This window comes from Bacillus sp. B25(2016b) (genome assembly GCF_001679765.1).
Taxonomy (GTDB): Bacteria; Bacillota; Bacilli; order Bacillales; family Bacillaceae_G; genus Bacillus_A; species Bacillus_A thuringiensis_K.
On the sequence record NZ_CP016285.1, the window covers coordinates 5,037,296 to 5,062,256 of the forward strand.

Genomic DNA, 24,961 nt, shown 5'->3' on the forward strand with positions numbered 1-24,961 from the left:
TTCTGTGAACAAATCAAATTTACAAATAGGACAAGCTAACCGGGTCCTAAAGAATAGAAAGGTCTTTTCTCATGAAAACAAATAAAATTCTAAAAAACGCATCCTACCTGTTTGTGGGAAACATTACTGTACGTTTTGTACTGGCTATTGCAACAATTTTCTTTGCAAGATATGTTTCTCCAAGTGATTACGGTATGTTTACAACTGCGTTAGCAGTTTCAGCTGTTATTTGTTACTTTACAGATGCAGGTTTGACACATACCTTTATGCGTGAAGGAACGAGAAGCGATGCCAATATTAGCGTGCTAATAAGTAGTTATTTACGTATTCGTTTAATATTAGCTATCGTAATTTCTGTACTTTTCGCTATTTTTGCCCAGTTCTTCTATCCCGATGCTTACTTACGTGCGATGGTATATTGGGTTGTTCTACCAACAATGTTCGGAGCAACCTTACAAGGTGTTGGAATGGCTTACTTCCAAGTAACAGAACGCATGCAATTTACAGCTATTATTTCTGTGCTACAAGGTGTAACAGCTGCTGCTGCCCTATTACTAGGGATGTCTTTCCAATGGTCACTTATGATGGTTGCTGCTATGTACGGGGTATCTAGTCTTGTAACAGGTGTTATCGCCTTTATAATGACAATACGTTATACACAAGTTCATAAGGGTTGGGATAAAGGCATTTTAGATCAATTACTTATTTTCACAATCAACGGAATCATCATTATGCTCTTACCACAATTGGGCCCTATTATATTAGAAAAGGTTTCAACATATAATCAAGTTGGATTCTTTGGTGCTGCATCTAAAATACCTGCTGTACTATATCAAATACCTGGAGTAATTGCAGCTGCCTTTTATCCAAGGCTTTTTGCTTTTGGTAATGAGAAAAATATTGAAGAACATAGAAAATTATCAAGTTTTGAATTAAAACTTATGTCTTTTTTAGGAATGGGAATTTCTATCCCCTTTATTGCTGATCCAAGTTTCTGGATTGTTAGTTTATTAGGAGAAGAATACGCTCCCGCTGGTAACGCTCTTGCTATTCTAGCGTTTATGGTTATTTTACAATCAATTAACTATCCACTAGCCGATAATTTAACAACGATTGGCCAGCAATGGAAACGTGCAACAACAATGACTATTGGATTAGTTGTTGCCATCATAGGTTATATTGTATTAGGTAGTAAATATGGAATGATGGGGGCAGCTGCCGCAGCTATCCTTACCGAAATTACACTATTAATCGGATTTACCCTCTTTATTCGTAAAGGCATGCAATTATTAGTTAAAGGAATTATATTTAATTCCTTAGCCTTTATTATTAGTTACGGTATATACCGAATTGCATTAATCGACTTACCACCATTAGTTGCTTTAACTCTTACTGGTATACTATACGGTATGATCGGAATTGTAATTGATCCTCAAATACGTGGATTTGTTTTAGGGTTTATAAAACAAAAGTTCATTCGCAAACACGCTTAAAAGCAAAAAGCTTTTCCATTTTTAAATAGGAAAAGCTTTTTGCTTTTTTTATATACTATCATTTTTCTTCAGTAAAAAAATGCTATATATTCCAGCTCAAATTGACTTACTTTCTGAGAATGCCTTATACTAAATTACATGTAAACTATGAACTCCAACGCTTGTAAAAATATATATGCTTCAACAAAAATATATATTTTCTCATGTTAAAACTAAAGAACACACCTTTAAAAATTGGTGTGTTTTTATATGCTACCTAAAAACTAGTTGTTACATGTAACGACTTTCAAAGGAGGATTATCAATTTTTATGAGCATAAAGCCGAATAATAAATTCTTTTCCAAGAAAACAATGATAATTATGCCAATATTATTATTGTGCGCTTTTGCTTTTCATTATTTCTTTTTAACATCTAATCAAGCCTTTTCTGGTACAGGGGATGCGTTACGTCAATTTGGCTTCTTTACGTTTCTTCTACAACATGCCTTTAAAGATGGCAACCTTTTTTGGTCCTTTGATTATGGGTTAGGTGGAGATTTATTTGGAGAGTTTAGTTATTATTACAGCACATCACCATTTTTCTGGATTACACTGTTACTACCTAAACTAAGTCTTGAGCAAGTATATGACGTGAAATTATACATGAGTATTTTAAAAAACTTTTTAGCTATGGTATTCATGTATGGTTCTTTACGTTACCATAATAAAACAGCATTCTCATCTTTTGTTGCTGCTATTATATATGGTGGCTGTATTACTTTCATCCGCCACTCTTTACTATGGGATTTCATGGCTGATGCTATTGTATTTTTACCATTAGTAATATGGGGGCTTGATAAATATATTATCGAAAAGAAGCGCGGACTTTTCCTAATTGCTGCCACTTTAATGTTAGCATCAAACTTTTATTTTGCTTTTATCACAAGTATTTTCATATTCATTTATGCATTATTCCAATACTTTGCGACACAACAAAATAAAACGATTGTCTCTTTTCTAACTTATTATATTAGAATCGGTTTATTGTATGGATTATCACTCGGTTTAGCCGCCGTTTGCTTCCTCCCATCAGTTAATGCCGTATTTAGCGCTGATCGATTATCAAAAAAGTTTGAGATACCATTATTATTTGAAGATAAATTTTATAAAGATTTAATGGAAAATATTTTCTTCATGTATAATGCTGAAAATCATCAATTAGCTTTACCAGCTTTAATTTTATTCTTAATCGTATTTGGAATGTTTATACGTGATAAACTCATTAAAAATAAAGTATTCTTTACGTTATTCATGTTTATTCTGTTTATGCTTCCATATACATATTCTGTGTTTAATGGTTTTTCAGCAATGCAATCTAGATGGTTTTATTTATTTGTATTTGTAATTTCCCAAACAATTGCATACATTCTAGATTGGATGATTATTCATAAGAAAGACTACAAATTACCTTATTTAATAAGTTTATTAGTGTCTATTGGATTATTCATTTATGCATTTTATAGAAAAATAAATATAAATGTAACTGATAAACCTTTACAAGACGTTGATAACATTTTACTCGGAACTGTCGTTCTTTCTGTTATTACAGTATGTCTATGGCGTTATATTTCTAAACCCTTCATACAATTTTTAGTTGTATTGAACGTACTCGTTAGCACAATTTCTATGAATTATATGTATGCGAATAATATACTTAGCACCGTTTACGGACAGAGTCAAATTTCAACTGAAAAGTTACACGAACCAGGCTATGATAATAGCGAAGAAATTGCTGCAATTCGCTACATACAAGAAAATGATAAAGACTTTTATCGTATTCTTAATCCATATAGCGAATATAACACACCAATGCTACAAGGATATCATGGCGTAAGTACGTATCAAAGCTTGGTTAATTATTATGTCCATGACTTTATGAAAAATAAATATGGCGTATTCCAAATGTACGATACACCTTCAATGTTTTATCAAACTGACAGTCGACTACTACTTGAAAATATGCTTGGTATAAAATATCGCGTATTAAGTGCTGATACAGATCCAAAGAATGTACCTTATGGATATAAACTATTACAGCAAGTAGGACCATATAATATTTACAAAAATGACTATTCCTTACCGTTAGGATATGTATATGATTCGGCTATAAGTGAAGAAGAGTTTTCTAAATTAAACTTCGCTCAGCGTGATCAATTATTATTACATGCTGTTGTCGTTAATAATACAAAAGAATTTTCATTAAATCATTTTAATAAACAAGACCTTAAATCAAAGGCAGTATCTATTAAAACGGAAAAAGCAAAATTCGAAAACATGGAAAAAGAAGGAAAAAAACTAATTGTTCATGGCTTTGGAAATATGATTGTACCTATCAATTATCCTAATACGCCTGGTGATCTACTGATAGAATTAAAATTGAAAAATACAGGTACATTCAATGCAACTGTTAATGGAAAAACAATAGGAAAAGGTGACGATGCTGGTGCATACTCGTATCCGTTAGAAAGATTTGTTTACAATTTAGGCAATGATCGTCCAGAAAACCTAACTATCTCTATTGATATGGCAGGTGAGTATGAATTAGGTGACTTACAAGCAAATATCGTAAACTATGAAAGTGTACAAAAAGAAACAAAAAAATTAACTGAAAATAGGCTTGAAAATATTTATTATAAGAACAATTATTTAAAAGGGGATATCAACTCAAATAAAGACGGGCTCCTATATTTATCTGTTCCATATAGTAAAGGTTGGACTATAAAAGTTGATGGAAAAGAAAAAGAATTTACGAAAGCAAATTCTGCCTTTATCGGTGTTCCCATTACAAAAGGCTCACATGTAATCGAAATGACTTACGTTACACCTTACTTCAAATTAGGTATGATTATATCAATCATCTCACTAATTATTTGTGTAGCTTTACTAATTTTCACAAATCCAAAAACACGACGGAAATTTTCTTTTAAAAAGCAATAATGAGCAATCAATGAATCATGAAGCTATCAAATTGGATAGCTTCATATAAAAACGCATAACATTGTTTTAACCTACTACAAACAAGGAGTGTCAAAAATGACTCTTTCAATCGTTGTACCATGCTACAATGAAGAAAAGGTGCTTCGAGCCTTTTATTCAGAGACTTCTCTTGAAATTCATAAATTAACTACCGATTATGAATTTGTTTTTGTTAATGATGGTAGTAAAGATGATACATTAAATATTTTACGTGATTTAGCTAGTTCAGATTCATCGGTACATTATATATCATTTAGTCGAAACTTCGGAAAAGAAGCAGCAATGTTAGCAGGTTTAAAATATGCTACAGGCGATGCAATTGTTATTATGGATGCTGACTTACAACACCCTCCTACGTTAATAAAAGAACTGTTAGAAGGATATAACGAAGGCTACGACCAAGTCATTGCAAAAAGGACAAGAACTGGTGATTCACCCGTTCGCTCTTTCATCTCTCGTCTTTACTATAAGGTAATGAATAAGTTTGTAGATATTGAATTAGTAGATGGTATTGGTGACTTTAGACTTTTAAGTCGAAGAGCAGTGGATTCTTTAGTGTCTTTAAGTGAATACAACAGATTTTCAAAGGGTTTATTCTCTTGGATCGGTTATAACGAATTAATCATTGAATATGAAAATGTATTACGTTCTGAAGGAGAAAGTAAATGGACCTTCTCAAAATTATTAAATTACGGAATTGATGGTGTAATTTCATTCAATAATAAACCGTTACGTCTATCTATATATCTTGGATTACTAACAACCATTTTAGGACTTTTATACGTAATCACTACGTTCGTTCAAATCATCCTTGGTGGTGTGGAAGTTCCTGGTTATTTTACTCTCATTTCCGCTATACTATTTATTGGTGGTATTCAACTCATATTCCTCGGTGTTATTGGTGAATATATTGGTCGTATTTATTATGAAACAAAACGTAGACCGCATTTTATTGTAGCTGAAAAGAAAGTTAGTGAAGTTAAACAAAAGGCATAACCAAAAAGTTACTTCTGTAGGTAGAAGTAACTTTTTTATATACTAACATTTACAAACACTTCTTTTGAAAAAATATACATTTTGAAATGATGGCATTATATGAAAGAATTTAGTATCATGATTCAAGGTACTATTTCAAGTTGGACGGAGGATACTATGAGCTTATTAACAGTTGAAAAATTAGGACATACATTTGGCGATCGTACATTATTTAAAGATGTATCTATGCGATTATTAGCAGGTGAGCACGTTGGATTAGTTGGTGCAAACGGTGTTGGTAAATCAACATTCATGAATATCATTACTGGTCAGCTTATTCATGACCAAGGTCGTGTAGAATGGACACCGGGCACACATTACGGCTACTTAGATCAGCATACTGTTTTAACACCTGGGCGTACAATCCGTGACGTACTAGCGGATGCATTTTTACCGTTATTCGAAAAGGAAAAAGCTTTAAATGAAGTTACAGAAAAAATGGGAACTGCTACACCAGAAGAACTAGAAGAACTTCTTGAGCAAATGGCAGAAATACAAGATGCACTTGAAGCAGGTGGTTTCTACTTACTAGATATGAAAATTGAAGAGGCTGCACGTGGTCTTGGAATTGATGCAATTGGTTTAGATCGTGATGTTTCAGCACTAAGTGGTGGACAACGTACAAAGGTATTGCTTGCAAAGCTATTACTTGAACAGCCAGAAGTGTTATTGCTTGATGAACCTACTAACTATTTAGACGTTGAACATATTCATTGGTTAACAAATTATTTAAAAGAATACCCACATGCATTCTTATTGATTTCTCATGATACGGAATTTATGAACAAATGTGTTGATGTTATTTTCCATCTAGAATTCACAAAAATGACACGCTATACAGCGACATATGAAAAATTCCTAGAACTAGCAGAAATCAATAAAAATCAACATATAAACGCTTATGAAAAGCAGCGTGAGTTTATCAAAAAACAAGAAGACTTCATTGCAAAGAACAAGGCTCGTTATTCAACGACAGGTCGTGCAAAGAGTCGTCAAAAACAACTTGATCGCATGGAACTTATTGATCGCCCAGAAACAGCGATTAAACCTGAATTCTCATTTAAAGAAAGTCGCGCAAGTAGCCGCTTCGTCTTTGAAGGTGAAAATGTAGAAATCGGATATACGCATCCTCTACTACCAAAGCTATCAATGACGATTGAACGTGGTGAAAAAATTGCTATTGTTGGATGTAACGGTGTTGGTAAATCAACGTTACTAAAAACAATCTTAGGTAAAATTAAACCTTTAAGCGGTAAAACAAGCCTTGGTGACTTCTTAGAGCCTGCATACTTTGAACAGGAAGTTAAAGCTGATAATATAACACCAATTGATGATGTATGGAATACATTCCCTGGTTTAGACCAGCATCAAATTCGTGCAATGTTAGCAAAATGCGGATTAAAAAATGAACATATTTCTCGCCCATTAAGTCAATTAAGTGGTGGAGAACAAGCAAAAGTTCGTTTATGTAAGCTAATGGGTGAGGAAAGTAACTGGCTATTATTTGATGAGCCGACAAACCATCTTGATGTTACAGCAAAAGCGGAACTTAAGAAGGCTATGAAAGCATATAAAGGAACAATTCTCCTTGTATGTCACGAACCGGACTTCTATGAAGATTGGATCACAAAAGTTTGGGATGTTGAAGAATGGTCTCAAAACAGTAAGTAGTCTTTAAGAAAAAACTCCTTGTGTAGACAAGGAGTTTTTTACTTATTTTTATTAAGAATTTTTTATATTGTAGTATCCTATAAGGCGTAATTGAAATTCTTTTAATTCCGGATACGCCTCTAAGTTTGCTAACATACCTCTAATTACCGGAATTCTTGGATTAAGCAATCGTATTTCAGCCTCTAAAACATCTAACGTTACTAACAACTCATCATCCTCTAATTGATCAGCTAAATTACGCTTAAATACAATAATTTCTTTTAAAAAATGCTCTTTAACTTGTTCCTTAATGAGCTCGGATTTACAAAGAAATTCTCCAAGCTTTTCTTCATGTAAAATAGGTTCTTCCGAAGATTCTACTAAGCCATCTACTAAATGATCTACTCTTTTTAAAATAAAAGCAGCGACATACGATAAATCGATTTCTGGTGCTTGTAAAATAATTAATTCTAAATACCCACGGCATATGCCTTCTACCATAATTACTAAATCCAATAAATATGGCATAACCTTTTCACCATAAATGGACAATAAACTATTCCGATAAAATGCATGAGACTCTAACTTCATCCGCATCATAAATTCTTCTACTTCTTTATTAAACGGAATCGCATTTTCTCTCGCATGCATAATAATAAATTCTTTATGCTTTTGTATATCATTAAACTGACAATGTAATTGTTTTGCAAATTTTTCACGTGGTAATAAAGACTCTTGTTCAATATCCAGCATTTTCTTTTGGATTTTGTCATAATAATATCGAAGTGTCGCTAATAAAAGCTCATCTTTCGATTTAAAATATAAGTAAAAAGCTCCCTTAGATATACCACTAGCTGTCACAATTTCCTGCACTGATGTCGCATTTACACCCTTAGTAGCAAATAACTTCATAGCCGATTCTATAATTAAACGCTCTTTTTCTTTCATATCTTCTCTCCTAAATTTAATCTCGCATCTTATTATAAATGTATTATACCATCTCTTTTTATTGACGATTGACCGAACGGTCAGTTATATTATGTATTAGACTGACCAGTTGGTCAATATAATAAAAAGGGAGCGCAAACATGAACAAAATCATCAATTTCTCGTTAAAAAATAAGTTCGCAGTTTGGCTACTAACCATTATTGTTACTATTGCGGGGATCTACTCTGGACTCAATATGAAGCTGGAAACAATCCCTGATATTACAACACCGATTGTGACAGTAACTACGGTCTATCCTGGTGCTACACCAGAAGAAGTAGCTGATAAAGTTTCAAAGCCGATGGAAGAACAACTACAAAATTTAAGCGGTGTTAACGTTGTGAGTTCATCATCTTTTCAAAACGCATCTTCTATTCAAGTAGAATACGATTTTGATAAAAATATGGAAAAAGCTGAAACAGAAATTAAAGAAGCTCTCACAAATGTAAAACTCCCAGAAGGTGTTAAAGATCCTAAAGTTTCACGAGTAAACTTCAATGCCTTTCCAGTTATTTCGTTAAGCGTGGCAAGTAAGAATGAATCTTTAGCTACCTTAACTGAAAATGTAGAAAAAAATGTTGTACCAGGATTAAAAGGACTTGATGGTGTTGCATCTGTTCAAATTGCTGGCCAACAAGTAGATGAAGTACAGCTTGTCTTCAAGAAAGATAAAATGAAAGAACTAGGACTAAGTGAAGATACCGTAAAAAATGTGATTAAGGGATCGGATGTATCTTTACCACTTGGCTTATACACATTTAAAGACACGGAAAAATCAGTTGTTGTAGATGGCAATATTACAACGATTAAAGCGTTAAAAGAACTTAAAATCCCAGCTATACCTTCCTCACCTAACGGTCAAGGTAGTCAAAATGCTGGCGCTGGTGCACAAACGCCGCAAATGAATCCAGCTGCTATGAACGGGATTCCAACAGTTACATTAGACGAAATTGCTGACATTAAAGAAGTTGGGAAAGCAGAATCTATTTCTCGAACAAATGGAAAAGAAGCAATTGGAATTCAAATTGTGAAGGCCTCTGATGCAAATACAGTTGATGTTGTAAATGCAGTAAAAGATAAAGTAAAAGATCTTGAGAAAAAATATAAAGATTTAGAGATCATTTCAACATTCGACCAAGGTGCACCTATTGAAAAATCAGTTGAAACAATGCTGAGCAAAGCAATTTTCGGTGCTATCTTTGCGATTGTTATTATTATGCTGTTCCTAAGAAATATTCGAACAACGTTAATTTCTGTCGTTTCAATACCACTTTCTTTATTAATTGCTGTTTTAGTCATAAAGCAAATGGATATTACGCTTAACATTATGACACTTGGAGCAATGACCGTTGCTATAGGCCGCGTTGTCGATGACTCAATTGTTGTTATTGAAAATATTTACCGACGTATGTCGTTATCAGAAGAGAAATTACGTGGAAAAGATTTAATTCGTGAAGCTACGAAAGAAATGTTTATCCCGATTATGTCTTCTACCATTGTAACAATTGCTGTATTTTTACCGCTTGGACTAGTAAAAGGTATGATTGGTGAAATGTTCTTACCATTCGCCTTAACTATCGTCTTCGCTTTATTAGCATCATTACTAGTAGCAGTTACAATCGTACCGATGCTAGCTCATTCCTTATTTAAGAAAGAGAGCATGAGGGAAAAAGAAGTACATCATGAAGAAAAACCAAGTAAATTAGCAAATGGGTATAAACGCATACTTGCATGGGCTTTAAATCACAAAATTATTACATCAAGTATCGCTGTCCTTCTATTAGTTGGTAGTCTTGCACTTGTACCAGTTATCGGTGTAAGTTTCTTACCTTCTGAAGAAGAAAAAATGATTATTGCAACATATAATCCTGAACCAGGTCAAACGTTAGAAGACGTTGAAAAAATTGCAACAAAAGCTGAGAAGCACTTCCAAGATAATAAAGACGTCAAAACAATTCAGTTCTCATTAGGTGGAGAGAATCCAATGAGTCCTGGTCAATCAAACCAAGCAATGTTCTTCGTGCAATATGATAACGACACGAAAAACTTTGAAAAAGAGAAAGAACAAGTCGTTAAAGATTTACAGAAGATGTCTGGCAAAGGCGAATGGAAAAACCAAGACTTCGGAGCAAGTGGCGGTAGTAACGAAATTAAACTATACGTTTATGGAGATAGCTCAGAAGACATTAAGCCTGTCGTAAAAGATATTCAAAATATCATGAAGAAAAATAAAGACTTAAAAGATATAGATTCTAGTATTGCAAAAACATATGCAGAGTACACTTTAGTCGCAGATCAAGAAAAGCTGAGTAAAATGGGCTTAACGGCTGCTCAAATTGGAATGGGACTTTCTAATCAACATGATCGCCCTGTTCTGACAACAATTAAAAAAGACGGTAAAGATATCAATGTATATGTAGAAGCTGAAAAACAAAATTATGAAACAATCGATGACTTAACAAATCGCAAAATTACAACACCACTTGGTAATGAAGTAGCTGTGAAAGATGTTATGACTGTAAAAGAAGGTGAAACATCGAATACAGTAACACACCGAGATGGACGTGTTTATGCAGAGGTTAGTGCCAAATTAACATCTGATGACGTTTCAAAAGCATCTGCTGCAGTACAAAAAGAAGTAGATAAAATGGATCTTCCTTCTGGTGTAGATGTTTCTATGGGCGGTGTTACTAAAGATATTCAAGAATCATTCAAGCAACTTGGCCTAGCGATGTTAGCTGCGATTGCCATTGTATACTTCGTTCTTGTCGTTACATTTGGTGGTGCCCTAGCACCATTCGCAATTTTATTCTCGCTACCATTTACAATTATTGGGGCTCTTGTTGCCTTATTAATCTCTGGTGAAACATTAAGTGTATCTGCAATGATTGGTGCGCTTATGTTAATCGGTATCGTTGTAACAAACGCAATCGTGCTTATCGACCGCGTTATTCATAAGGAAAATGAAGGACTATCAACACGTGAAGCTTTATTAGAAGCTGGTGCAACACGCCTTCGTCCAATTTTAATGACTGCAATTGCAACAATCGGTGCTCTTATCCCGCTTGCATTAGGATTTGAAGGTAGTGGCTTAATTTCTAAAGGACTTGGCGTAACGGTAATTGGTGGATTAACAAGTTCAACGTTATTAACACTTCTTATTGTTCCAATCGTTTATGAAGTATTAAGCAAATTTAAAAAGAAAAAAACAAAATAACAAAAAAATAACCTCGCTAACTGCGGGTTATTTTTTATTTCCAAACAAGATTAGGAAATCGCCATAGCCTTCTTTCTCTAATTCCTCTTTCGGAATAAATCGAAGAGCTGCGGAATTAATACAGTAACGAAGGCCATTTGGTCCTGGACCATCTGGAAATACGTGCCCAAGATGTGAATCTCCTTCTTTACTTCTCACTTCTGTACGTGTCATATTATGACTCACATCCATCTTTTCTTTCACACTAGCTGACATCACTGGTTTTGTAAAACTAGGCCATCCACATCCACTATCAAATTTATCTAGAGAAGTAAACAACGGCTCACCTGAAACGATGTCTACATAAAGACCTTCCTCTTTATGGTTCCAATACTCATTTCGAAATGGTGGTTCTGTACCATTTTCCTGTGTTACATAATACTGCATCTCATTGAGTTTTTCTTTTAAATGAGCATTATCCTTTGGCCAATGTTGCTTAATAAAAGCATCTCGTCCTGAGCCTTTACGATATAACTCATAGCGGAATGTGTTTTTCTTATGGTATCCTTGGTGATATTCTTCAGCTGGATAAAATGTAGCTGCTGGTAGTATTTTTGTCGCAATTGGTTTTGAAAAGCGTCCACTCTGCTCAAGCTCTTCTTTTGAGGCCTCTGCTTTTTTATGTTGTTCTTCATTATGATAAAAAATCACCGTTTCATAAGACTGTCCGCGGTCGTGGAATTGTCCACCAATATCGGTCGGATCAATTTGTCTCCAATATATATTTAACAATTCCTCATACGGCATTTTATTTGCATCAAATGTAATTTGTACTGCCTCATAATGTCCCGTCGTTTCTGAACATACTTCTTTATACGTTGGATTCTCTTTATGACCACCTGTATAGCCAGAAACAACCTTTATAATCCCTTCCATCTCTTCAAATGGCGAAACCATACACCAGAAGCACCCTCCAGCAAATGTAGCTAACTCTACCTTTTCATTTACAGCCATTCTTTCACCCCTATTCTATGTTCTTCTTACAGTATGGCATAAGGAACATCATGTTATAAAAGAAAAAGCATCGAACATCGATGCTTTTTCTTACTTCACTTTATTTTTTCCAACATCCTTCTCCATTTCATCACTTGTCACGTCTAAAACATCTAGTAAGAAAATGAAGATTGGAATACCGATAATCAGTCCCCATACACCTAAGAAGTGCTCTGAGAAAATTAATACCATAAAAGTATAGAAAATCGGTAAATTTGTTTTTTGCGACATAAACTTCGGATTTAATACGTAACTTTCAAGCGCATGAATCACTGTTACGATAACTAAAATATAAACAACGTACATAATACCGCCAATATTGTAAGCAATCATACAAAGTGGGAATAACGAAATGATAACCCCCGCTACTGGAATTAATCCAAGCAAGAAAATCATTAATGCTAAACCTAATAATTGCGGGAATCCTAATATCCATAATGCGATAACTGAAAGAACACAGTTAACAACAGCAATTAAAAATTGTGCTTCGATTACCTTTCCAAATGAACGTGCAAATTTCTTTCCGAAGTACTCAATTTCAGTATAGAAAATTGCAAGCCTGCTTTCTTTAAACTTTGCAGTAAAACCAACAATACGAGATTTTTCTAATAAGAAAAACAAACTCAAAATTAAAGAAAGTAAAACTTGAAGGCCAAATTTACCAACATTCGTAATCGATTTATACAAAATGTCTACGCCTTGTCCTACATATTTAGAAAGCTCCATATGATTGACAGCATTAACTGCATACTTAATTAGTTCACTATCTGGTGGGTTTCTTAAAAATACATTGAATTGGTAAATCAGTTGTGAAATTTGTATCGTCAATACTGGTAAATATTTAAATAGCGTAATAGCAATTCCACCAATTAACATTACATATAGAAATGCTATAATAATTTTTCGATTAATAGGCATGAAATGATCTAATTTGCGGGAAATAAACTTTTGGAATCGATCCATTAAATACGTGAGAATAAACGTAATTAATATTAAATTCAACATACTTTGCAGCCCGTATAACACGAGAGCAAGTATTACTAATACGAGTAACCTCTGAAATCCTTTACTTTGAAACAGGTTTTTTATTTGCATAATCGACGAATACTCTCTCCTGTCCTATAAACTAAAACGTTACTAAGTAGATTTCTCTCTCTTTTCTACTTTTAATTATTCATTCATATTAAGATTTTTATAAACTCATTATATGCCTACCTTAACAGGTATATAGTAGCTTACTTCTTATTTTACAATACAATGACCTAATTCAAAACTTATTCTACATAGTATTAATGAAGATTTAAGGAAACTTACATTTTTTTAAATAGGTCTTACCACTACTGTAACATAAAAAGCAAGCTATCAGTAGAAATCTGTCCTACAAATAGCTTGCTTTTCTTGTTTTTTAAGTAAGTTTTACTATCCAATGAATGGTATGAACATTGGGATGACAACTACTGTTACAACCCCAACTACCGTTACAGCAATACTTGCCATTGCTGCCTCTACCTCACCCATTTCAATTCCTACCGCAACTCCTAATGCATGACCCGCTGTTCCAAGTGCTAAACCTTTTGCAATCGGATGTTTCACTCTAAATGTTTTTAAGAATAATGCCCCTAATGCGTATACGATAACTGCGTTAAAAATAACTGCAAAAGATGTAATTGCTGGAATACCACCAATACTTTCTGAAATTGGTAACGCAATTGCTGTTGTTGCTGCTTGTGGTAACATTGAATTCATTACTGCTGTATCTAAACCGATTGCTTTTGCAACAATGAACACGACAATTACTGAGCAAATAGATCCAACCACGATAGCCGATAAGATTTGCCACCAATATTTTTTTAACTTATCTACTTGTTTATATAGTGGGATAGCGAATGCAATTGTTGCTGGTTCTAAGAAGAAACTAATCATTTTTCCGCCAGTATTATATTCTTCAAAAGTAAAGTTACCTACCTTTAGAAAGACAATCCCTAATACCATCGCTACGAATAATGGTGTAAATAAAAAGAATCCTTTTGAATGCTTGAATAATAATGTTCCGATCCCGTATGCGATTAATGAAACGACGATTCCGAAATATGGAGTCATTGTGCTTGCCATGTTTATTACCTCCTAACAATATATAAATGTAGTGGTTACGCAACCTTTCCGTGCTTGCGTCCTTTATTTACTACTTTCAATTCTTTTGTATCTTCTGTTTCTTTCTCATCTTTTCCTAAAATGAATTGTGCAAATAATCCTGTTACAGCGAGTAAAATAACTGTTGCGACAACAATTACAGTTAAAATTTGTACAAAGTACTGCCCCATTACACCAAGAGAATTAATAACTGAAATACCTGATGGGACGAATAAGAATCCAATAATACCTGTTAAAGCTGTTCCAAGTGATTCAACTTGCTCCAATTTAATAACTTTTAAACATAATAGACTAAATAAAATAACTAACCCGATTACCGATGAAGGCATTGGAATTGGTAAATGTGTTGCAATAATATTAGAAATTAACATAATAGCTGAGAATATGAATGCTTGTGATAAGAAACTATATACTTTTTTCGTACTCATTTTGGCCACCTCTTTCGATTTGGTACCTTTATTGTATAGGATGTAAACGAATAAGTAAGCGTTTACATAACAGAACGTCAAATATACAGAATCAGTTACAAATATAAAAGGATGAAATACAAAAGCTGCTTCTTAAATACGAAGCAGCTTCTTGAGTTCTTTTGCATATGTACGGCTAACAGGTACTTTCGATCCTTCTTTCATAATTAAATTATAAGTAGAATTGAACCATGGCTGAATTTCAGTAATATGATTAATATTCGCAATAAAACTACGGTGTACACGCATGAAGCTTGCTTGTGGTAACTTCTTCTCTAAAATTACAAGTGTATCATGTGTTACATACGTTTCCCTCATTGTTTTTACTGTTACTTTCCCATCTACAAGCCCTACATATATAATATCTTCAATATTCACAAGTACGATTGATTCTTCAATTGGTAATGCTAATTTATGCATCTCTGCTGTTACATCTGTCCCCTTTATTTCGTGCTTCGTTTCTGTTTGCGCTTGTTTTTGTTTTTTATACTTCTTTAATGTCTGCACAATACGCTCTTCATCAAATGGTTTTAAAATGTAGTCTAACGCATCTACTTCAAATGCTTGCAACGCATATTGATCATAGGCCGTAGCAAATACAATTGCAGGTGGATTTTTCATCTTCTTTAATATATTCGCGATTTCAAATCCGTTATCATCGGATAATTGAATATCTAAAAACACAATATCTGGTCTACTTTGCATTAGTTCTTCTAATGCGTCTTCCACACAATCAGCCTCACCAACTATCTCAACTTCTTTCGTCCTCTCTAATAGATACTTTAGTTCATCACGTGCTAACATTTCATCGTCAACTACTAATACTTTTAACACCCGGTTCTTCCTCCCCTACTTTTTTTGGAATAATAAAGGTAATCTCCGTCCCTTTATTTAATTCACTTTCGATATGAAGCATCGTTTCTTTCCCAAATAAACCAATAAGACGTTCGTTAATATTATATAAAGCTGTTCCAGTCCCTTTCTTTGACGAAACTACCATCTTTCCTAATTGTTCTAAACGTTCTTCCTCAATTCCCTGTCCATTATCTTTTACTTCAAAGTGAACCATACCCTCTTTTTCAAAAACATGCACTTCCACTTCGCATACTGGTTGCTTCTTCGGAAAAGCGTGTCGCAATGCATTTTCAACCAATAGTTGAAGAACAAATGGTGGTACTAAAATTGTCTTTAGCTCATCCTCAATATACATCTTTACCTCATACTTATTTGGGAACCGTGCTTGTTCTAGTGATAAGTATGCCTGTACATGGTTTAATTCTTGTTCTAGCGGAATCAATAACTGACGTGCTCCTTGCAAATTACAACGGAAATACACGCTGAGCTGTAATAATAACTTCCTTGCTTTTTCTACATCTGTTCGGCATAAAGCTGATACTGTATTAATCGCATTGAATAAAAAGTGCGGGTTAATTTGCGCTTGTAATGCTTTTATCTCCGCATCTTGAAGTAATTTACTTTGCAACTCAGCTTCCCCTAATTCAAGTTGTGTAGAGAATATTTTTGCTAACCCTTCTGCTAATTCCTCTTCCACACGACTTAACTGGTTAGGATTTTTGAAATACAGTTTTAATGTCCCTATCGTATTTCCATGCGAAGTTAGTGGAATAACAATCGCCGCTTGCAAAGGGCATCCTTCATGTTGACAATTAATGACCTCACGTGATTTTGCTTTCATTATTTTCCCTGTATTTAAAACTTCTTTCGACAAACCAGTTATTAAACTATGTGAAGGAATATGATGATCTGATGCTAATCCAACGTGCGCTAATATTTTCTCTGTATCTGTTAAAGATACCGCATCCGTTCCTGTAAAGCGGTGAATAATTTGTGCCACATGCTTACACGATTCTTCTGTTAAGCCTTGACGAAAATACGGTAACGTTTTATCAGCAATACGCAATACTTTATGAGTCTGAAGCGCTTTTGCATTCTCCTCCTGACGCAAAATAGCTTGTATCATAGAAAGTAAAATAAAACTGCCAAAACTATTTACAAGAATCATCGGTATCGCTATTGTTTTCACAACGCTAATTCCATCCTCTATAATTAATAAAATCATAAGCATTTCTAAAGATACGATAAAAATACTTAAAACTGCTGAAAACTTAGGAGTAATTGTACGATTATATTTTTTGAAAATATATCCGATATAACCAGTTATAATCCCAGCTAAAATAGAAGAGATTGCGCAGCTTAACGCTGTCGTACCACCAAGCATATAACGATGAATACCAGCAAAAAATCCTACTCCAACCCCTACAATAGGGCCACCAAGTAAGCCGCTAATACCAACACCCATAATACGCGTATTCGCAATTGTGCTTGACGAAGAAACACCTTGTAACCAGTTTTCATTCATAATCGTATTTCCTGCTATTTCAATCCCAGTGTAATTGCTTACAATTGTAAATACCGAAAAAATACAAATAAGCTTAAGCTTATCTACATAGCCATCCTGTTTATGAAGGAGGCGTCTGAAAGTTTTAATATGAGAGAGTAAAAATCCTAAAATAACTATAAGTCCGACTCGTTCAATCATCATGAGTACTAAATTTAGCATCTTTGATTCATTCCTTTTTATTTAGTTAGTTTTATTATGGGAAAATAATGAAGTCGGCGTCAAGAAGAACGAAATGTTTTTTGAAATATTTTACACATAATAACTTTCTCTTTATTTGACAATACAATAGAAGAGTGCTAAAAATAAAGTAATATAATACAGTCCTTTAACCCAACCCCGTGAGGTTGAGAAGGAAGTCGGAATACAATATACGTATGTTCTTTTTTGAGGATACGTATGCTTTTTTGGCCTTCTCATCATATCAGGTGAGAAGGCCTTTTGTTATTCTTCCATAGCGACTGTAGAAAATAAGGAGGAGTAATAATGAACGTCACTACTGATGTACAACAAACAACAGAGGAGACGAAAGCGAAAAGATATAAAACATTATTTGGTTCTGCGCTAGGATATGCAGCAGAAGGTTTAGATATGTTGCTATTATCTTTCGTACTTGTCTATATTTTAAAAGAGTTTCACTTAAGTCCTGTTGAAGGTGGAAACTTAACATTAGCTACCACAATAGGGATGTTAATTGGTTCTTATTTATTTGGATTTATTGCTGATTTATTTGGCCGTATTCGTACAATGGCCTTCACAATCTTACTGTTTTCACTAGCAACCGCACTCATTTATTTCGCAACAGACTACTGGCAATTATTAATTCTGCGCTTTTTAGTTGGAATGGGAGTTGGTGGTGAATTCGGAATCGGAATGGCCATCGTAACAGAAACATGGTCTAAAGAAATGCGTGCTAAAGCGACATCTGTTGTTGCACTTGGATGGCAATTTGGTGTATTGGTTGCTTCAATCCTTCCAGCATTTATTGTCCCGCACTTTGGATGGAGAGCCGTTTTCTTATTTGGATTAATTCCAGCTTTACTAGCTGTCTATGTCCGCAAAAGTTTAAGTGAACCGAAAATATGGGAGCAAAAACAACGCTACAAAAAGGAACTATTGCAAAAAGAAGCTGCAGGTAAATTAACAACTACTGAAGCAGAACAACTAAAACATATAAAAAAATTCCCACTTCGAAAGTTATTTGCCAATAAAAAAGTAACAATTACAACAATCGGTCTTATTATTATGTCGTTTATCCAGAACTTCGGATATTACGGAATCTTCACATGGATGCCCACTATTTTAGCAAATAAATATAACTATACATTAGCAAAAGCAAGTGGCTGGATGTTCATTTCTACCATCGGTATGCTAATTGGAATTGCAATCTTTGGTATTCTGGCTGATAAAATTGGTCGTCGTAAAACTTTTGCAATCTATTATATTGGTGGTACAGTATACTGTCTCATTTACTTCTTCTTATTCACAGATTCAACATTATTATTATGGGGAAGTGCATTGCTTGGATTCTTTGCAAATGGAATGATGGGAGGATTTGGAGCAATTTTAGCTGAGAACTATCCTGCTGAGGCTCGCTCTACCGCAGAAAACTTTATTTTCGGTACAGGACGTGGATTAGCTGGATTTGGACCTGTTATTATTGGCTTACTTGCTACAGGTGGCAACCTACTTGGAGCATTGTCCTTGATTTTTATCATCTACCCAATCGGGTTAATTACAATGCTACTATGTGTACCAGAAACAAAGGGGAAAGTATTAGATTAAACGTAAAAGAGGAAGCATCTCATTTAAGATGCTTCCTCTTTTACGTGTTTATTTATTTTGATTTACTAGCCTTCTGAAATAAGAATGCAGTTTTATCTTCTTCTTTTACAATACCTTGTTTTAATGCTAATTCTCCAGCAACTTTAGGTGCTAACCATAGCATTGGGAATAATAAAATTGATACCGGAACTGCCGTTACTACGATAAACGATTGTAGAGCATTAATACTTCCTTCACCCATATATAAAAGAATTGCTGCAACTGCCCCCATAATAAGCGACCAAAAAATTCGCAAACTAATTCTAGGATCTCCGTCTCCAGTCACTGCCATTGAAATGGAATAAGCCATTGAATCTCCTGTTGTCACTACAAATAAAATTGTTAATAAAAGAAATGCTGGTCCAATAATATTAGAAAGTGGCAATTGCCCTGTAATTGCAATCATAGCTGCCGGCATACCAGATTCACTTAATGCGTCCGAGATAGACCCAGGATTCATCAACTCATAAAACACGCCTGATCCACCTAATATAGTAAACCAAAACGTTGTAATAATAGGTGCGATAATTCCAATTGCAACGATGATTTCTCGAATCGTTCTCCCTCTTGAAATTCGACTCACTAAAATTGCCATCATTGGTCCGTATCCAATAAACCATCCCCAGAAAAAGATTGTCCAAGATCCTAACCAACTTGTATCACCACGGTATGTGCTCATCGGTATAAACTCATTTACATAAAATCCAAACGAAGAAACAAACGAATCAATAATAAATCCACCTGGCCCAAATAGTAATATGAATGCCATTAATACAATTGCTAATCTAACATTTAAATTACTTATAATTTGAATCCCTTTATCAATACCTGTTACTGCCGATATGGTAGACACGGCCACCACACAAACAATAATTGCTAATTGAGTAGTAAACACATCAGAAATTCCAAATAATTCTTGTAATCCATAACTTGCTTGTAAACCTAAAAATCCAATTGGGCCAATTGTACCTGCAGCTACTGCAATAATTGCAGCTGCATCAATTATCGTTCCAAGCAGGCTCTTTCTTAATTTTTCCCCAAAAATAGGATATAAAAGCGTTCGAGGTTTTAGCGGCATATCTCTATGATAATGTCCATACATCATAACTACCGCACTAATTGTACCTAAAATCGTCCATGCTAAAAATCCCCAATGCATATAACTTTGTGCTAAAGCAGGCATGACTGCTTCTTTCGTTCCAGCAGATATACCATCATATATTGGTGGCACCGTCATCAAATGATACATTGGCTCTGCGGCCGCCCAAAAAACGCCACCTCCGGCAAGTAATGTAGACATAATAATAGCAAGCCATTTTGCCGTACTAATCTCAGGTTTTTCTAATCCCCCAAGCTTAACTCTCCCATATTTGGAGAACGCCATACACATCGCAACAATAAATGTACCTAATAATAAAACTTGCCAGAAGGCACCGAAATATTTAATTGAAAAAGCGAAACTGTTATTAATCGCACTCTCTACATAATCCTTGTTCAAAAAAACTGCAATTACAAATAATAAAAGTGAACCACCACTAATAATAAATACAGGCCAATCAGTTTTTCGACTCTTCATCCTCATTTACACTTCCTCCTTCCTCAGCAATCTAAAAAAACAACTTTATTATGTTTTATTGTTTAAAACCAAAACACAATAATTATATATGCATAACATTTTATCGACTTCCCACATACTTATGTTGTCCCTAAAAATATGCCAAATCCCTTATTAAAAAGAAAGAATCTCTTCCTCTTACATAAAAAAGCAAAACAAAAGACCTTATATTTCTATAAGGTCTTCGAAACAGAAATTTGATTATAACATAAGGAACTCCTTGGTTCAAAAAGCCTCTTCCAAAAATAACCGAGAGTAAAGGCTTCCATTTGCTACATAACAGTAATTAAAAAAAATTATATTTCACAGAAAAAACCTACACTAAATATTATTTATGAAAGAAATTTGGCTTCAAAATTTCATTCGGATACGGTTTATGATAAATGTGGGTGGTAGCTGGAGATAATGGTGGAATAAGCCATACCCAATTACCTGTTACAACACGACCACAAGCAGCTTCTTGCTTCTCAAATTGCTGAAATTGTTGTGCAGCAGTATGGTGATCAACAATACTAACTCCATGTTTTTTAAAGGAGTGTAGTACAGCAATATTCAACTCAATTAACGCCTTATCTTTCCATAACGTACCATTTCTCGATGTATCTAAATCCATCATTTCCGCAACAGCTGGAAGTAAATTATAACGATCATGATCTGCTAAGTTGCGCGCCCCAATTTCTGTTCCCATATACCATCCATTGAACGGAGCGGCTGTATAAGAAATACCGCCAATTTCTAAGCGCATATCTGAGATCATTGGAACCCCATACCATTTTACTCCAAGTGATGAAATAGGGTATTCTGGGTGTTCAATTGGCACTTCTTTTACTTCTTCTCTCGGAATTTCTTTATATGTAGGCGCCTTCCCGTTTATAGAGAACACAAGTGGCAATACATCGAAATTCGTACCTTCCCCTTGCCAACCAAGCTCCTGACAAAAGTCTGTAAATGTAGCGGAATGAGAGTCACCAATCACTCCCGTCTCTGTTTTATATCCTGCATATCGAATCAATTGGTGATTATAAATTCTTATATTATTTTCCTCACCTTGATATTGCTTAAAAATCGTAATGGTTGGTTTAACTTTCCCGTCGTTCGTTGCATATTTAATATGATGAATTAATGCATTATATACACCCTCTTCATCATTTACTTCGCGCGCATCTAATATGTGCATCTTACTCCAAAATAGTCTTCCAATACATCTATTACTGTTACGCCATGCCATTCGTGAACCATGAACAAGTTCTTCAAATGTATGCTCATATGTCCCTGTCTGCTCTATCTCAATTTGAATTTCTTTTATACGTTCTTCTATCAATTGTTCTTTATGAAGCTCCTTATAACAAGTCGTAATAAAATTACTTGCTTCCTCTATTAATTGTTTCGTTTTACTCATAAACAATCTCCTTCTATTTCAACAAAACCCTGCTACTTTACAGTATAAGCAAAAAAGATAGGAGTCACAAATGAAAGTGAGAGTGTTACTTTTATTGTAATATTTTTCAGAAAATTAATAGACTTACTATTGACTTATATGGAAAATGGGTGTATTTTTGACTCAGGTAAAGTATTTTTACCTAGACCAACTTTTTAAATCGAAAGGAGGGAATGTTATGTCTTCATTTCAATTGCCAAAGCTTTCATATGACTATGATGAACTAGAGCCACATATTGATAGCAATACACTTTCCATTCATCATGGAAAGCACCATGCGACATACGTAAACAATTTAAATGCTACTTTAGAAAATTATACTGAATTACATAATAAATCTTTAGAAGAATTGCTATGTAATTTAGATGCTTTACCGAAGGAAATTGTTACAGCTGTACGAAATAACGGTGGTGGTCACTATTGTCATAGTCTTTTTTGGGAAGTGATGAGCCCACGAGGTGGCGGTGAGCCTAATGGAGACGTTGCAAAAGTAATTGATTATTATTTCAATACCTTTGACAACTTAAAAGATCAACTTTCCAAAGCAGCTATTAGTCGTTTTGGAAGTGGCTATGGATGGCTTGTTCTTGACGGTGAGGAACTCTCTGTTATGAGTACACCAAATCAAGATACACCTTTGCAAGAAGGGAAAATCCCCTTACTCGTAATTGATGTATGGGAACATGCTTATTATTTAAAGTATCAAAATAGGCGCCCAGAGTTTGTTACCAACTGGTGGCATACAGTAAACTGGGACCAAGTAAACGAGAAGTATTTACAAGCAATTCAATCACAAAAAAATTAGTCGTACGTATAAGGTAAATTTGGTAATGTAAAATCAGTATTGTCGAAATCCTCCAGAATCCCCCGGATTGCCACCGGGGGATTTATGATTACTTCATTGTATTTATATAATATTTTAAAACATTTTTTATTTCTAGTTTCAGCTCTCGGAACAAAAATCCGAATTCACGAGCCTTTCCATTATGTAACGTACAGTTAGTTACCTCATTATAAGGAGCTATATTTTCCCCACCTTCCTGAATGAGTGCTTTTATTCCCGTCCTCTCTTCTATAAAATGAATAATTTCTTCCGTAGAAACTACACCATTACTACATGCGTTAATTGGTCCTCTCACATTTTCCATTCCGCACCAAGCTAGAAACTCTCCTGCTTCTTTTTCATGTATAAATGACAAAGTTCCATCTACATGATCCATAGCGATAGGTTTTTGGTTCACGATACATTCAACGTAAAATTGTAACCTTTTCGTATAATCATTTTCTCCAATAACAACTGGAAAACGCACTGCAACGACAGGGAATGTTGCATATTGAAATAAAACCGCTTCGGCTAATCTTTTTCCTTCACTATAATTAAAATCATTCCTATCTCCATATGTAATTGCATATTCATTTGGATTAAAGTCCTCTTCTAACAAGCTTAATGCAGGTTCATAGACAGCCATTGAAGATGTCATAACGTATTTCTTCGTTTTCCCTCGTAACACTTCACATACTATCTTTGCTGCATTCGAGCTATAGCATAAATTATCGTATACAATATCATAACTTTTTCCTTCTAGACGCTCTTCTAGTAGCTTTCCATCTTCTCTATCGACAATTATTCTTTTTACTGCATTACCAAAAGAATCTTCGGTAATTCCCCTCGTGGCAATTGTTACATCGTGTCCAGCTTGCAAAAGGTACTCTACTAAATGTTTACCAAAAAATCTTGTTCCTCCTAGCACCAACACTTTCTTCAATTTCATCATCCCCATTTTCATGATTTATAAGATACCACCTCTTTTATTATAAAACGCTAATATATAAAAAAGCATGAAATCAGTTTAACGATTCCATGCCTTTATGCAGATAATATATTAACGTACTCGATATTTATAAATACAATAACAGAAGTACAAAATAGAAATTACTGATACATAAACCCATAGTTCATATACAAATCCCTCTCCCCACACTCCCATAAAATAAAAGAGTGAAGGTAAAGTCAATGTTACCCATGATTGTACGAAGGCAATCCTTCCAAGATATTGATTAATGTTCTTCTTTTGTGTATTTAATACAAAGAATAAATACCAAAGTAATGCCCACATAAACCACGTTAACGCATTAACAACATCATGGAATTGAACAAATGAAACAACCATATAGAATAAGGCTATAATTGCTACCCAAATACAAAACCATCCTAGACCACTACTATCCATTCCTTTTATAAAAGTAACACCTACATATAAATAAGTTAATCCAAATAAGAAAGTAGCCGCATATGAATACACTGTCCAATTGCTTTGGTCAGAAATCATGATCAAATAAAACGGAATAATAATTTGTAGTGCACCCACAAATAAATTAAAAACACCCGCACTTTTCATCTCTGCTTTCCCTAATATAACAAGACTATTTAAAAATAAAGCTGCCCCTGAAAGTAATAATCCTACATAACCCATATATATTCGTGTGAAAATCTTTACCTTTCACACTTTTAACCTCCCCACACTATAAAGTGATACTTATATTATTTTTCTTCCCATTTAAAACTACATACATAATTTTTCATCCAAATAAGTCAGACCTCCTACCTCAAAAAGGA

At 34.3% G+C, this 24,961-nt stretch carries 18 protein-coding genes and 1 pseudogene; 7 read left to right on the forward strand and 12 right to left on the reverse strand.

Annotated features, from left to right (window positions below):
- Positions 1-71: 71 nt before the first annotated feature.
- The 4 genes from BAQ53_RS25780 (at position 72) to BAQ53_RS25795 (ending at position 7,214) form a co-directional block, all read left to right on the forward strand.
- Positions 72-1,493, forward strand: a complete 1,422-nt coding sequence (locus tag BAQ53_RS25780) for an oligosaccharide flippase family protein (RefSeq protein ID WP_000856136.1) — start codon at positions 72-74, stop codon at positions 1,491-1,493.
- 309 nt (positions 1,494-1,802) lie between these two features.
- A complete protein-coding gene (locus BAQ53_RS25785) occupies positions 1,803-4,469 on the forward strand; it encodes a YfhO family protein (RefSeq protein WP_000023709.1) in 2,667 nt (888 codons plus the stop codon).
- A 96-nt stretch (positions 4,470-4,565) separates the two neighbouring features.
- Positions 4,566-5,504, forward strand: coding sequence for a glycosyltransferase family 2 protein (locus BAQ53_RS25790; protein WP_000175830.1), 939 nt, complete (start codon positions 4,566-4,568; stop codon positions 5,502-5,504).
- Between the two features lie 156 nt (positions 5,505-5,660).
- Entirely contained in the window at positions 5,661-7,214 is a 1,554-nt protein-coding gene (locus tag BAQ53_RS25795) for an ABC-F family ATP-binding cassette domain-containing protein (protein ID WP_000055410.1), read from the forward strand.
- A gap of 51 nt (positions 7,215-7,265) precedes the next feature.
- Here BAQ53_RS25795 and BAQ53_RS25800 read toward each other — a convergent pair whose 3' ends face one another.
- Positions 7,266-8,141, reverse strand: a complete 876-nt coding sequence (locus BAQ53_RS25800; RefSeq protein WP_000659647.1) for a TetR/AcrR family transcriptional regulator — start codon at positions 8,139-8,141, stop codon at positions 7,266-7,268.
- Between the two features lie 140 nt (positions 8,142-8,281).
- Between BAQ53_RS25800 and BAQ53_RS25805 the strand changes: the two genes are divergently transcribed.
- Complete coding sequence (locus BAQ53_RS25805) at positions 8,282-11,398, forward strand: efflux RND transporter permease subunit (RefSeq protein WP_001033494.1); 3,117 nt, start codon at positions 8,282-8,284, stop codon at positions 11,396-11,398.
- A gap of 27 nt (positions 11,399-11,425) precedes the next feature.
- Here BAQ53_RS25805 and msrB read toward each other — a convergent pair whose 3' ends face one another.
- The 7 genes and pseudogenes from msrB to lytS all read right to left on the reverse strand — a co-directional run bounded on the left by msrB (position 11,426) and on the right by lytS (position 17,629).
- Positions 11,426-11,878 carry a peptide-methionine (R)-S-oxide reductase MsrB gene (gene msrB, locus BAQ53_RS26340; protein WP_224201069.1) on the reverse strand — a complete coding sequence of 151 codons (453 nt, stop codon included), beginning with the start codon at positions 11,876-11,878 and terminating at the stop codon, positions 11,426-11,428.
- Between the two features lie 45 nt (positions 11,879-11,923).
- Positions 11,924-12,391 (reverse strand): annotated as a pseudogene (gene msrA / locus BAQ53_RS26345) (peptide-methionine (S)-S-oxide reductase MsrA); the annotation flags it as partial.
- Positions 12,392-12,481: 90 nt separating this feature from the next.
- Positions 12,482-13,525 (reverse strand): AI-2E family transporter, encoded by a 1,044-nt coding sequence (locus BAQ53_RS25815; RefSeq protein ID WP_001166010.1) that lies wholly within the window; start codon positions 13,523-13,525, stop codon positions 12,482-12,484.
- A gap of 324 nt (positions 13,526-13,849) precedes the next feature.
- Positions 13,850-14,542 carry an antiholin-like protein LrgB gene (gene lrgB, locus BAQ53_RS25820; RefSeq protein ID WP_000168868.1) on the reverse strand — a complete coding sequence of 231 codons (693 nt, stop codon included), beginning with the start codon at positions 14,540-14,542 and terminating at the stop codon, positions 13,850-13,852.
- 35 nt (positions 14,543-14,577) lie between these two features.
- On the reverse strand, positions 14,578-15,009 hold the full coding sequence (gene lrgA / locus BAQ53_RS25825) for an antiholin-like murein hydrolase modulator LrgA (RefSeq protein WP_000104901.1): 432 nt from the start codon (positions 15,007-15,009) through the stop codon (positions 14,578-14,580).
- Positions 15,010-15,141: 132 nt separating this feature from the next.
- Entirely contained in the window at positions 15,142-15,882 is a 741-nt protein-coding gene (locus BAQ53_RS25830; protein WP_000921850.1) for a LytR/AlgR family response regulator transcription factor, read from the reverse strand.
- Positions 15,860-17,629 carry a two-component system sensor histidine kinase LytS gene (gene lytS / locus BAQ53_RS25835; RefSeq protein ID WP_000933584.1) on the reverse strand — a complete coding sequence of 590 codons (1,770 nt, stop codon included), beginning with the start codon at positions 17,627-17,629 and terminating at the stop codon, positions 15,860-15,862. Before lytS ends, BAQ53_RS25830 begins: the two co-directional genes overlap by 23 nt.
- A gap of 324 nt (positions 17,630-17,953) precedes the next feature.
- On the opposite strand from lytS, the gene BAQ53_RS25840 reads away from it, so the two are divergent.
- On the forward strand, positions 17,954-19,252 hold the full coding sequence (locus BAQ53_RS25840) for an MFS transporter (protein WP_001103415.1): 1,299 nt from the start codon (positions 17,954-17,956) through the stop codon (positions 19,250-19,252).
- Positions 19,253-19,304: 52 nt separating this feature from the next.
- On the opposite strand, the gene BAQ53_RS25845 is transcribed toward BAQ53_RS25840, so the two are convergent.
- Both BAQ53_RS25845 and BAQ53_RS25850 read right to left on the reverse strand, forming a co-directional pair.
- Positions 19,305-20,873, reverse strand: coding sequence for a BCCT family transporter (locus BAQ53_RS25845; RefSeq protein ID WP_001242451.1), 1,569 nt, complete (start codon positions 20,871-20,873; stop codon positions 19,305-19,307).
- 361 nt (positions 20,874-21,234) lie between these two features.
- Positions 21,235-22,305, reverse strand: coding sequence for a nitric oxide synthase oxygenase (locus BAQ53_RS25850; protein ID WP_000047635.1), 1,071 nt, complete (start codon positions 22,303-22,305; stop codon positions 21,235-21,237).
- A 217-nt stretch (positions 22,306-22,522) separates the two neighbouring features.
- Here BAQ53_RS25850 and sodA point away from each other — a divergent pair, with 217 nt between their 5' ends.
- The gene (sodA, locus tag BAQ53_RS25855) at positions 22,523-23,149 is read left to right on the forward strand and encodes a superoxide dismutase [Mn] (RefSeq protein WP_000094038.1); all 627 of its coding nucleotides are present in this window, start codon (positions 22,523-22,525) and stop codon (positions 23,147-23,149) included.
- Positions 23,150-23,237: 88 nt separating this feature from the next.
- On the opposite strand, the gene BAQ53_RS25860 is transcribed toward sodA, so the two are convergent.
- Together BAQ53_RS25860 and BAQ53_RS25865 are read right to left on the reverse strand one after the other, a co-directional pair.
- Positions 23,238-24,131, reverse strand: coding sequence for an NAD-dependent epimerase/dehydratase family protein (locus BAQ53_RS25860; RefSeq protein ID WP_000781721.1), 894 nt, complete (start codon positions 24,129-24,131; stop codon positions 23,238-23,240).
- A 96-nt stretch (positions 24,132-24,227) separates the two neighbouring features.
- Positions 24,228-24,818: an AmiS/UreI family transporter gene (locus BAQ53_RS25865; protein ID WP_000542569.1), complete on the reverse strand. Its 591-nt coding sequence runs from the start codon at positions 24,816-24,818 to the stop codon at positions 24,228-24,230.
- Positions 24,819-24,961 lie beyond the last annotated feature (143 nt).